Source organism: Mesorhizobium sp. M7A.F.Ca.AU.001.01.1.1, from assembly GCF_004022735.1.
Classification (GTDB): Bacteria; Pseudomonadota; Alphaproteobacteria; order Rhizobiales; family Rhizobiaceae; genus Mesorhizobium; species Mesorhizobium ciceri.
Genome location: NZ_RZPF01000141.1, coordinates 1 through 10,957, shown reverse-complemented (window position 1 = coordinate 10,957; position 10,957 = coordinate 1). Strand labels below are relative to the sequence as shown.

General features: G+C 62.9%; 14 protein-coding genes and 1 pseudogene. 10 read left to right on the top strand and 5 right to left on the bottom strand.

The annotated features are described in order from the left end of the window. The first annotated feature begins 255 nt into the window (after nt 1-255). The 3 genes from EN884_RS11405 (at nt 256) to EN884_RS11395 (ending at nt 2,715) form a co-directional block, all read left to right on the top strand. On the top strand, nt 256-1,149 hold the full coding sequence (locus EN884_RS11405; protein ID WP_063168805.1) for an EAL domain-containing protein: 894 nt from the start codon (nt 256-258) through the stop codon (nt 1,147-1,149). Beyond that, nucleotides 1,146-1,994, top strand: a complete 849-nt coding sequence (locus EN884_RS11400) for an EAL domain-containing protein (protein ID WP_063168804.1) — start codon at nt 1,146-1,148, stop codon at nt 1,992-1,994. Before EN884_RS11405 ends, EN884_RS11400 begins: the two co-directional genes overlap by 4 nt. A 112-nt stretch (nt 1,995-2,106) precedes the next feature. Continuing rightward, nucleotides 2,107-2,715, top strand: a complete 609-nt coding sequence (locus tag EN884_RS11395) for a glutathione S-transferase family protein (protein ID WP_013530087.1) — start codon at nt 2,107-2,109, stop codon at nt 2,713-2,715. 22 nt (nt 2,716-2,737) lie between these two features. On the opposite strand, the pseudogene EN884_RS39485 reads toward EN884_RS11395, so the two are convergent. The 3 genes and pseudogenes from EN884_RS39485 to EN884_RS11380 form a co-directional block, all read right to left on the bottom strand. Further along, nucleotides 2,738-2,991, bottom strand: a pseudogene (locus EN884_RS39485) (hypothetical protein). Continuing rightward, entirely contained in the window at nt 2,988-3,188 is a 201-nt protein-coding gene (locus tag EN884_RS11385; RefSeq protein ID WP_013530089.1) for a hypothetical protein, read from the bottom strand. Before EN884_RS11385 ends, EN884_RS39485 begins: the two are co-directional and overlap by 4 nt. Nucleotides 3,189-3,459: 271 nt before the next feature. Continuing rightward, nucleotides 3,460-3,672, bottom strand: a complete 213-nt coding sequence (locus EN884_RS11380) for a cold-shock protein (protein WP_010910991.1) — start codon at nt 3,670-3,672, stop codon at nt 3,460-3,462. A 274-nt stretch (nt 3,673-3,946) separates the two neighbouring features. On the opposite strand from EN884_RS11380, the gene EN884_RS11375 reads away from it, so the two are divergent. Beyond that, nucleotides 3,947-4,276 (top strand): hypothetical protein, encoded by a 330-nt coding sequence (locus tag EN884_RS11375; protein ID WP_063168803.1) that lies wholly within the window; start codon nt 3,947-3,949, stop codon nt 4,274-4,276. Nucleotides 4,277-4,302: 26 nt separating this feature from the next. Here EN884_RS11375 and EN884_RS11370 read toward each other — a convergent pair whose 3' ends face one another. Next, nucleotides 4,303-5,193 (bottom strand): LysR family transcriptional regulator, encoded by an 891-nt coding sequence (locus EN884_RS11370; RefSeq protein ID WP_024504141.1) that lies wholly within the window; start codon nt 5,191-5,193, stop codon nt 4,303-4,305. Nucleotides 5,194-5,342: 149 nt separating this feature from the next. On the opposite strand from EN884_RS11370, the gene EN884_RS11365 reads away from it, so the two are divergent. From EN884_RS11365 to EN884_RS11355, 3 genes are read left to right on the top strand one after another with little or no spacing between them, the layout of a single operon-like run. Beyond that, on the top strand, nt 5,343-6,245 hold the full coding sequence (locus EN884_RS11365; protein ID WP_063168802.1) for an MBL fold metallo-hydrolase: 903 nt from the start codon (nt 5,343-5,345) through the stop codon (nt 6,243-6,245). Nucleotide 6,246: 1 nt separating this feature from the next. Continuing rightward, nucleotides 6,247-6,636: a nuclear transport factor 2 family protein gene (locus tag EN884_RS11360; protein WP_063168801.1), complete on the top strand. Its 390-nt coding sequence runs from the start codon at nt 6,247-6,249 to the stop codon at nt 6,634-6,636. Between the two features lie 26 nt (nt 6,637-6,662). Beyond that, complete coding sequence (locus EN884_RS11355) at nt 6,663-7,151, top strand: nuclear transport factor 2 family protein (RefSeq protein ID WP_063168800.1); 489 nt, start codon at nt 6,663-6,665, stop codon at nt 7,149-7,151. A 30-nt stretch (nt 7,152-7,181) separates the two neighbouring features. Here the strand turns inward: EN884_RS11355 and EN884_RS11350 are convergent, their stop codons facing one another. Beyond that, nucleotides 7,182-7,751: a methylated-DNA--[protein]-cysteine S-methyltransferase gene (locus tag EN884_RS11350; RefSeq protein WP_013530095.1), complete on the bottom strand. Its 570-nt coding sequence runs from the start codon at nt 7,749-7,751 to the stop codon at nt 7,182-7,184. A gap of 181 nt (nt 7,752-7,932) precedes the next feature. Here EN884_RS11350 and EN884_RS11345 point away from each other — a divergent pair, with 181 nt between their 5' ends. The 3 genes from EN884_RS11345 to EN884_RS11335 all read left to right on the top strand — a co-directional run bounded on the left by EN884_RS11345 (nt 7,933) and on the right by EN884_RS11335 (nt 10,883). Then, complete coding sequence (locus EN884_RS11345; protein WP_027162099.1) at nt 7,933-8,838, top strand: lytic transglycosylase domain-containing protein; 906 nt, start codon at nt 7,933-7,935, stop codon at nt 8,836-8,838. 5 nt (nt 8,839-8,843) lie between these two features. After that, the gene (locus EN884_RS11340; protein ID WP_024504138.1) at nt 8,844-9,332 is read left to right on the top strand and encodes a GNAT family N-acetyltransferase; all 489 of its coding nucleotides are present in this window, start codon (nt 8,844-8,846) and stop codon (nt 9,330-9,332) included. Between the two features lie 282 nt (nt 9,333-9,614). Continuing rightward, nucleotides 9,615-10,883: an ABC transporter substrate-binding protein gene (locus EN884_RS11335; protein WP_063170315.1), complete on the top strand. Its 1,269-nt coding sequence runs from the start codon at nt 9,615-9,617 to the stop codon at nt 10,881-10,883. The last annotated feature ends 74 nt before the right edge of the window (nt 10,884-10,957 follow it).

Here is a 10,957-nt window from a genome sequence, read left to right as displayed (position 1 = left end):
GGTGGCGGAAGGCTTCACGCGCGAAAGGGTGTCGGCAAGAAAGGCCATGAGCTTGACGTCTCCATGGAAGATCGGCGCGGCCAGGAGCGACCGCGGCGCTTCTCATGTCGCATGATTTCGCGCAACGCAAGCATTGTCGGCTGATCCAGGTCTCAAGGAGCTGTGATCGGACCCGGGGTCGGCAACAATAAATTCATTAACGAGCGGTAGAGGCTTGAGTGGCAGGATCGCAGACCAATTGCGGAGCGAGGAACCGTGTCGCGCAGCGTCGGGCTTGCCCACATCATCCGTCAGGACGACGGCACCTCCACCGGTGTCTGGGGCATCTACACGTTGCAAAGCGCTTTCCAGCCGATCTTCGCCTTCAAGGAAGGCAAGCTGTCGGTGGTCGCGTTCGAAGGGCTGATCCGACCGTTCCGCGACGGCGAGCCACAATCGCCGATGAATTTCTTCTCGACCTGTCCGGCCGCCGACCGGCTGCATATCGAGGCGCTGACCAGGACGCTGCATCTTCTCAACGCCGGTGCCTGCCTGCCGCAGGAAGCGTCGATCTTTGTTAATTTCGACCCGTCGGTGTTCACCGAACGCACTGTTGCCGACGCTGCCTTGCGCGAAATGCGGCTCGTGCTGCACGAGGCCGGCATCGACCCGCGTCGCGTCGTCTGCGAGGTGACCGAGCAGCGGTCGGCGTCGCAGGAAGCCTTGCACGGCTTCGTCGCGGCATTGAGAGCCAACGGTTTCCGCATCGCCGTCGACGACTATGGCGCCGACGATTCCGACATCAACCGGGTCAAGGAGTTGAAGCCGGATATCGTCAAGTTCGATGCCTACTGGATCACGCAGCTGATGGAGTCCGGCGCCGGCTTCGCGTTGCTGACCACCATGGTGAAGAACTTCGAGGAGCAAGGCATCCATACGGTGTTCGAAGGCATCGAGGAGGGCTGGCAACTGGAGCTCGCCGAGAAATCGGGTGCGTCGATGGTGCAGGGTTTCGTGCTGGCGCGGCCCGAATTGGCGCCGACCAGCTTTGGCGTCTTCGACAAGGCCGGGCAGGCGCCTGTCGCTGCTGCCGTCGACACGTCGGCTGCTGCCGTGGCAACGCCTTCGGCGCGGCCGGTCAAGGCCTTTGGGCGTCGCGTGGCGACATGAGAGGTGATCGGCGGCGCAATGTCGGCGATGCGATCCGGGTCGACGAAGTCGGCATCGAATACGGCATGTATGGCGAGTTCCGGCTGCGCAGCGCCTATCAGCCGATTTTCGCGCCGCGCGGCCGGTTCCTTCACGCGGTCGCGGCCGAAGCCCTGATCGAGCCGCACCGTGCGGGCCGCCCCGGCGCGCCAAAGATATTCTTCGAAAGCGTTGCCGTCTCGGACCGGCTGTTTGTGGAAACCATGTGCCGGGCGCTGCATCTCAGGAATTTTCGCAATATCGGCGTCGACGGGCTCGACCTGTTCTTCAACTACAATCCGTTGATCAACGACCATGCCGGGCGGGCACTGGCCGAGATTCGCCTGATGACCAGGCATCTCGGCGAGTTCGGCCTGGCGCCGGCCATGCTGGTCTGCGAAATCACCGAACAGGCGGCGGACGACGCGCTTCTCGCGCGGCTGGTGCGCGAAATGCGGCGCGACGGCATCCGCATCGCCATCGACGATTTCGGCACCGGGCACTCGACCGAGGAGCGGGTGAGCCTGCTCAAGCCCGACATCGTCAAGATCGACGGCACCTGGTTCGCGGAGTTCTGTCGCCACGCTGCCGCCGAACGGTTCTTCCGCCCGCTGGTTTCCAGCTTGCATGACCGCGGCGCCAAGGTGCTGGTCGAAGGCATCGAGCAGCCCACCCATCTGCGCGCCGCGCTCGAAGGCGGCGTCGACCTGCTGCAGGGTTTTCTCCTCGCCCGCCCAGCCTTGGCGGGGACCGTTTTCGAGGAAGAGCCACTGAACATCGACACGCTGCTGGGTACCGGCGGCAATGTCGTCCCGCTGTTCGGCTAGGGGCGCCACTATTCACACATCAGCGGCGCTGATCGTCGCGACAAAACAAATCATTGGTTGAGTCCGCCGCCGCTGCGATAATCGCGCGGAGACAGTGCTCGGGGGAACAGCCATGATACTTTACGGCATGATAGACAGCGGCAATTGCTACAAGCCGCGCCTGCTGATGGCGAAGCTTGGCCTAGCCTTCACCAACGTCGAGGTGAGTTCGCACACAGGCGACACACGCAAAGCCGACTTTGTCGCCAAGAACCCGAACGCCATGGTGCCGCTGCTCGAGTTCGACGATGGCCGGCGGCTGGCCGAATCCAACGCCATCCTGCTCTATCTCGCCGAAGGCACACGCTTCCTGCCGGCGGACAGGTATGAGCGTGGGCTCGCGTATCAATGGCTGTTCTTCGAACAATACAGCCACGAGCCCTACATAGCCGTGCGCAAGGCGCTGCTGACCTTTCCCGAACGTGCTGGGGATGCGACCCCGGAGCGGCTGGCGGTGACGCTGGAGCGCGGCAACAAGGCGCTCGGCGTGATGAACAGGCATCTGGAAAACAATGCCTTCTTCGCTGGCAGCGCGCTCAGCGTCGCCGACATCGCGCTCTATGCCTATACGCATACGGCGGAGCAGGGCGGTTTCCAGCTCGACGCCTATCCGGCGGTGTCGGCATGGCTTGGCCGCGTGGAAGCGGATCCGGGGCATGTGCCGATCGAGTGGGTGGGGTAGCCTTCTCCTCCTGAAGGAGGGGCTATTTCAACAAATGGTCGTAGTCGGCGTGGGTGCCGACCCAGAACCAGATCACATCTTCATTGTTGCGTATGGCAACAGCCCGATAGTTTTCGTCAACTCGCGCCGACCAATAGCGACCGACCTGTTTGAAATGCAGTGAGGGATGAAAAGGATCGAACGCAGTCGGGCAAAACGCCTGTCCGCCTTTGCTCTGATTGACGATGGCAGTTTTTCATAAGCCTCCCAGAACGATGGAGAGGCGACGTGGTTCACAGAGGCCGCGTCCGACCAGCGCGATGGTCAGCCAGCGCCTGTTCGGCAAGCCTGTCCAAACGGCCCGCCTTCGCGTCGGCTTCCATCTGCCGGTCCCACATATCCGCCTGGAGCGCCTCGAACCAGGCGGCAAACGCCTTCAGTTCCTCGGGGCTCAGTTCGGCGACGGATTTTTCGATCTGCTCAAGTTTGGTCATGGCCGAATGGTACCACTACTGGGCTAAAAGTACCACAAGTTGGAACCATAGTGCGGGCTGCGCCACCTAACCCAGACAGCAAAAAAGGCGGGATAAATCCCGCCTTCCCATGCTTGGTAGCCTGATCGGGAGCGTCCGGTCCGGGCTGGCAGCTATCTGCTGATCCAGCTTGTCGGGTCTTTCCGCTCCAGCGCGCTTCTCGCGCGACTGTCAGTACATCCGTGACTTGCCGCGCGCCCCGAACTCTCGCCCGGCGCGCGCTATCGCAAAATCAGGCTGCCTTGCTCAGAGATCCAGCGGACGACTTGCCAGTGCGGCGGTCCTGCTCGATCTCGAAGTTGATCTTCTGGCCTTCGACCAGGGTCGACAGTCCAGCACGCTCGACAGCGGAGATGTGGACGAATACGTCCGCGCCGCCCGCGTCAGGCTGAATGAAGCCGAAGCCCTTGGTGGCGTTGAACCACTTGACCGTTCCAGTTGCCATTTAGATAGTCCTTCACATTTGCTTTAGATTGACCGGACCGAGGTCCAGCCGGTGTGCATCGAGATTTTGGAGATAGACGTCAGCAAACGCGATTATCGCGAGGCCCGGATCGATCGGCCGAAATATCAATGGAAGGCATATAGGCTGCTTTCGCACAAAAAACAAGACTGTGTGAGAAAGCCGTGATCAGGGCGCTGCCCAATGGCCGCCCTAATCGCGTGAGAGCGTCACGACGGATCGCGACGTCCCTGGGCGGCGGATCAGGGAGAGGACCATGAAAACCATTCTGCTTGCCGCCTGCCTGACGCTTGTCGCCGCTCAGGCTCAGGCGATCTCGCGCTACGACCCGACGCGTATGAGTTGCGGCAACGTTCAGGCGACGATCGCCCGGCAGGGGGCGGTCATCCTGCGCTACCAGTCGAAGCGGGTGCCGGGACTGTCGCTCTACGACCGCTATGTGCAGAGCCAGCGATTCTGCAGCATGGGCGAGGTGAGGACACGAGCCTACGTGCCGAGCGCCGACACAAAGTCCTGCCCGGTCTACAACTGCAAGCGGTCGGACAACGACCGGCATTTCCGCCGGCGGTTCTTCCATAACAACTAGCGCTTGTCGACCGGCAGCCATTGCTCTCAATCCCGGATATGCTCCGTGAGCATGGATACGAATTGCGTCACCTTTTGCGGGCGAAAGCGCGCCGCCGGATAGACCACGTGAATGCCGCCGGAGGGCAGCGCCCAGTCGGGGAGCACGTGGACGAGGCGCCCCTGCGATAGATAGTCGACGACCAGATAGTCCGGCAGAACTGCCAGTCCGCCGCCGGCGAGCGTCGCTTCCAGTACGGCGGGCGTCGAGTTGATGGAGAACGCCTCGCGCAGGGTGATGGTGCGCGGCTCGGAATCGCCTCGGGTGAAGTTCCAGGTGAACGGCTTGCGAAGCACGGCATTGGCAACGAGCGGCAAGGAAGAAAGATCTTCCGGCTTGTCCACCCTGATCCCGGCCGCGAAATCCCGCGACGCGACCAGGATTTGCCGGAAGGTGCCGATGCGTCGCGCCTGCTGGCTGGAGTCATCCAGCCAGCCAACCCGGATGGACAGGTCGATCTTGTTGCCGATCAAGTCAATTATGGCATCGGAAATGACCAGTTCGACGCCGCAGGCCGGAAATCTCTGGCGAAAGCGGGCGGCGATCGGGGCCAGCACGATCGCGCCATAGTCATTGGACGCGGAAACACGCAGCACACCGGCCACCTCGGCGTTGGCCTCGCCAACCTCGGCGACCGCTTCTTCGACATCCCGCAGGATCAGAACGCAGCGTGCATGCAGAAGACGGCCTGCTTCCGTCGGCTCGACCCTTCGCGTCGTGCGCACGAGAAGCGTGGTCCGCAGCTCAGCCTCGAGGCGAGCGACTTGTTGGCTGACGACTGTTTTCGTGATGCCAAGCCGCTCGGCCGCGCGGGTAAAGGAACCTGCGTCGACCACGGTGGCAAAATAGGCGAGGCGATTGAGGTTTATCGATTCCACCACGAAGGCTCATTGTAAGCTTTCAACATACAGTTTGTATTATTACGGCCAATTTATTGATTAATCCAGAGGGCTTACCGTGCCGTCTACCGTCCGCCCTGCGGGCCCGTAGCCGCACCCGATCCCCTTTCATTCAACGGAGATATTCCATGTTCACGAGGAGACAGATCATGAAGACCTCATTGGTCCTCGGCGCAACCGCCGTTTTCGCGCCCATCGACAGCGGCCAGGCCGCCGGCGCCAAGCTTGGCTGGAAACACTTCCCGGCGGGTCCAAACGGTTTCTTCCGTGCGCCGGTGCTGCTGTCGGGGCCGAGCGAAGCCCTGTTGATCGACGGCGGCTTCACCTATCCGGACGGCAAGGCGCTCGCCGATGCCATCAAGGCCACCGGCAAGAAGCTGACCACCATCTATGTCACTCAGTCTGATCCCGATTACTACTTCGGCCTGAAGCCGGTGCGGGACGCCTTCCCGGAGGCAAAAGTCATCGCTGCCTCCGCCACGCTGGAAGCCATCAAGGGCAATGTGGAGAAGAAGCTCGCCGTCTGGGGTCCGCAACTGAAGGAAAATGGCCCGCAGGCGCTTTCCGACATCGTCCTCCCCGAGGCATTCGACGGCGCAACGCTGACGGTCGATGGCGAGACTGTAGAGATCGTCAATGCGGAAGAAGGATTGGCCAACCGCCGCTATCTGTTCGTGCCGTCGCTCAATGCCGTTTTCGGCGGGGTGATGATCTTCTCGGGCGTTCACGTCTGGACCGCCGACACGCAGACCAGGGAAAGCCGCGCCGCCTGGATCAAGACGCTGGACGCGATTGCCGCCCGCAAGCCCGCTGTCGTGGTGCCCGGCCACATGGCCCCCGATGCCGCGATCGGTCCTTCGGCGGTGGAGTTCACCAAGTCCTATCTCCTCACCTTCGAGGAAGAACTGGACAAGGCGGCAGACAGCGCCGCGTTGAAGGCCGCCATGGAGACCCGCTTCCCCGGCCTCGGTATGGGCGTCGCCCTCGATGTCGGATCCAAGGTCGCCAAGGGCGAGATGAAGTGGGGCTGACATGGCGACGAACCTCGATTTGATCCGTAGAACCTACGAGGGAACTTCCGAGGAGAACGGCCGCAATCTGCTGGCCGTTCTTTCCGCCGACATCGAATGGACCGAGGCGGAAGGATTCCCCTATGCCGGCACCTATGTCGGCATCGAGGCCCTGATGCAGGGGGTCTTCAAGCGGCTCGGCTCGGAGTGGATCGGATACCACGCCGACGTGCACAGCTTCATTGCCGATAGCGACCGGGTGGCGGCCTTCGGCGTGTATTCCGGTACATATAAGGCGACGGGAAAATCCATGACGGCCCCCTTCGCTCATCTCTACGAACTGCGGGACGGCAAGATCATCCGCATGCGGCAGTATGTCGATACGGTGCTCGTTGCGCGCGCATTGACCTGACACCGAAGCAACCGAGGGAGACATCCGTGCTGCAACTTAAATCCTTCGCGGCGGCCGCTTTCGCGGTCGCGGCGCTCACCGCCGCGGCGCATGCGGAAAACACCAAGCCGGTCAAGCAGGTGCTGCAACAGCATGAATTGACTCAAAAAAACAGGACGCTTGTCCTGAAAGCCTATCAGGCGCTGTTCGGCGACCATGACCTTACCGCGCTGGACCGCTATTGGGCCGAGGCTTACATTCAGCATAACCCGACGATGACGGATGGCCGAGACTCGGTCAAAAAGCTTCTCGAAAGCATGGGTGTCGCCAATTGGCCAAAACAAAAAGTCGACTTCAAGCGGGTGATCGCCGAAGGCGACCTCGTCATGACCCAGGTCGTTCAACCGAGGGCAGGTAACATGCCGGAGACCGTCATCGTGGACATTTTTCGCGTTGAAAACGGCAAGATCGCCGAGCATTGGGACGTGATGCAGCCGGTGCCCGCCAACCCGGTCAATAAGCGACCGATGTACTGATCCAGGCCTTCTGCCAGCGCCGGCCGCCGCTCAAAACCCGAACGATACCTGCGCCGGCGGCGGCGGGCCGACGCGCACGCCTTCCATGGCCAGCATCTTCTCCTTGGTGACCGAGCCGCCCGGCGCCGAGAAGCCGCCGATCTTGCCGCCGGCGGCAAGGATGCGATGGCAAGGGATGACCAGCGGCACCGGATTGGCTCCAAGGGCGGCCCCGGTTTCGCGGGCGAGCCCGGCATGGCCGGCGGTCTTGGCCAGCTCACCATAGGTGGTGGTTTCGCCGAAGGAGAGTTTTCGCGCCGCGTCGTAAATGGCGAGGCGGAAATCGTCGACGCCGTCGAGATCGACCGGTACGGCGGAGAAATCGACATCCTCGCCCGCCGCATAGGCCTTGATCGCTGCGATCAGCTCGACCACCCATGGCGGCTGCGCCGTGGAAGCGGAAACGCCACCGTGACGCAGCAGGCGCCGTTCCACCGCTTCGCGGCTGCGTTCGGGCAGGCAGAGCCGGATCAGGCCCTTTTCGCTCCAGGCAATGCCCATGAAACCGATCACTGTTTCTAACACTGCGTGGCCGGCCGTGATCGAAGCTGTCGTGACCATGATGCGTTCCTTCCCGCAAAGTGGCGAAATCCGGGATTCGTCCCAGTACATATCCGGAACAATATGGCATCGCCGCCCGCGTCTCGCCACCCGAAAACCACCTGATCGCCCCGATTGCCCGGCCTGAATCGCTGGTGTAAGGGATTTCTTAACAACCCGACAAACCGGACCCGAGCGCGGCTTGCCAGCAAAACTCAACCTTATCGCGATCGGCGTGATCCTGGCCGCCGCCGGCATCAGCGGCTGCACGTCGACCTCGCAGATGAAGTCCGCGCCTGCTCTCACCGAAACAGCGACCGCCGCCGGCGCTGATGCCGGCTTCACCGTGCCTCTGCCGGAGACGGTTTCGGTGCTGCCGGAATCATCGGGGATCGCCCCCGTTCAGACGGCCGAGCTGCCGCCCGATTCCGCCGCACAGCCGGCTGCGGCGACCGCCGCTTTTGCCGGATCGACACCGGCGGCACCAGCCGTGCCCGCGGTGATGACCGCCAATGCCTGGCAGGCGCCGCCGCCGGCAAATGCGAACGAACCGGTCAAGGCGGCCGAGACTTATACGACCGCGGGGCTGATCGTGCCGGCAACCGCCAAGGGCGACCGCATGCCCGGCGTCCAGCAGGTCGCCTATGTCGTGCCGCAGAACCCGGCGGCCCTGGTCCAGTTTCCGGCAGGGCCCGTGCAAGAAGAACACGCGACGGGCGTGCGTGGCGATGTCGAGCGGCTGATCGAGAAATATGCGGCGATCTACCAGGTGCCGGTGGACCTGGTGCGCCATGTCGTCAACCGCGAGAGCACCTTCAACCCGAAAGCCTACAACAACGGCCATTGGGGACTGATGCAGATCAAGCACGCGACGGCACGCGGCATGGGCTATGACGGACCGGCCAAGGGCCTGTTCGACGCCGAAACCAATCTAAAATACGCGGTCAAATATCTGCGCGGCGCCTGGCTGGTGGCCGGCGGCAACGCCAAGAAGGCCGACTGGCTCTATCAGACCGGCTATTATTACGACGCCAAGCGCAAGGGCCTGCTCGAGGCGACCGGCCTTGGCCGCGACCGCCAGCGCCGTCGCCTGCAACCCGACGCCTGAGCGCGATGCCTGAACCGCGCCCGCCGGCCCTGAACGACATCCGGCTGCGCAAGATCCTCGATGAGACGCTGGTTCCGCCGCACTGGCCCGACGGCTTTGTCATGCGCAGTTTCGAGCCTGGTGACGCGCCCGCCCTGCATGCGCTTTTGACGGAAGTGTTCGATGACGGCGCCGATGGTCCGTTCGACGAGTGGTGGCCGCGTATCGCGGACGATCCCGAATTCGACCCGGCGCTGTGCTTCCTCGTCATCGACGCCAAGGGCCGGCTGGCGGCGGCGGCGCTGTGCTGGACCCGCGCCTTCGTCAAGGATCTTGCCGTTCATCCCGAGGCGCGCGGCAAGGGTGTTGCCGAAGCGCTGATGTGGCACGCCTTCGCCGTTTTTCGCGAACGCGGCGCCGACCATGTCGACCTCAAGACCAACACGGTCGAGAATCCCGCCGCCGTCCGGCTCTATGAGCGGCTGGGGATGATGCCTGTCGCCTGGGAAGGCTAGGGTGTGCTGATATTCAGGTGATGCCGGCCTGCAAATGATGGCTTCCTGCGCTTCCGGTGCTCACGTACCCAAAAGTACGCTCCGCTCCGGTTCTCGGAAACCACCATTTTCGACTCGGCCTGACCTGAATCTCAACACCCCCTGATGGGTGTCGCCTCACGCAGGAACGGCGCGATTTGGGAACCCAAAGCGCCGCTTCGCATTCAATGGAAGGCGGGGTCCGACAAGCTGCCGGCGCGTGGAGTGTTTCCTGTCGCCGGCTGCGGAGGGACATCCATCACCATGAAGTTTTCTCACGCATTCCTGGCGCTCGGCGTCGCCGCCATGCTGATTGGTACGCCGGCGCGGGCCGTCGAGCTGTCGATGGTGTCGGGCGATACCGGCGACGGCATCAAGGTGCTGCGCGAGATCCTCGACCGTTACGAGAAAGACAGCGGCAACAAGGTCAACATCGTCGTCATGCCGACGTCCGGGACCGACCAGTTCGGCCAGTACCGGCTGTGGCTTGCCGCCGGAAACAGCGACATCGACGTCTACCAGACGGACGTGATCTGGGCGCCGCAGCTCGCCAGCCAGCTCGTCGATTTGACCGCAGCGACCAGGGACATCGTGGCCGAGCATTTCCCGTCGATCATCCGGTCGCAGACCGTCAATGGCAAGCTCGTCGCCTTGCCGATCTTCACCGATGCGCCGGCGCTCTACTACCGCAAGGATCTCCTCGACAAATATGGCGCCAAGGTGCCGGCCACCTGGAAGGAACTGGCGGACACCGCCAGGCTGGTCATGGATAAGGAACGTGCAGCCGGCAATCGGGATATCTGGGGCTTCGTCTTTCAGGGCAACGCCTATGAGGGGCTGACCTGCGACGCGCTCGAATGGGTGATGTCGAATGGCGGCGGCCAGATCATCGAGCCGGACGGCTCCATCTCCATCAGCAATCCAAAAGCGGCGGCGGTGCTCGATATGGTCAAGGGCTGGGTCGGGACCATCGCGCCGCCCGGCGTGCTCGCCTACCAGGAAGAGGAATCGCGCGGCGTCTGGCAGACCGGCAACGCGGTGTTCATGCGCAACTGGCCCTATGCCTATGCGCTCGGCAACGGCGAGGGCTCGCCGATCAAGGGCAAGTTCGACGTGGCGCCGCTGCCGGCCGGCACCGGCGAAGGCGCCCGACCGGTCGCGACGCTGGGTGGCTGGAACCTCGCGGTCTCCAAATATTCGAAGCATCCGGATGCCGCGATCGAGCTGGTCAAGTTCATTGCCTCGCCCGCGATGCAGAAATACCGCGCGCTGAAGACGTCCAATCTGCCGACCATCCAGGCGCTGTATGACGATGCCGACATTGCCATGGAACACCCGATTATTCCGCGCTGGAAGCAGATCTTTCTCAATGCGGTGCCGCGCCCCTCGGCCGCCACCAGGATCAAATACAACGAGGCGTCGAGCCAGTTCTGGAACGCTGTTCACAACACGCTCTCGGGCGACGGCACTGCCGCCGACAATCTGGCCGACCTCGAAGCGACGCTGACCAAGCTGAAGGGCCGAGGCTGGTGACGATACTGGGACAGCCGGCCGGCGGGACCGCAGCGAGCGGAGCGAGATGACAGGGATGAAACCGGAAACAGCCA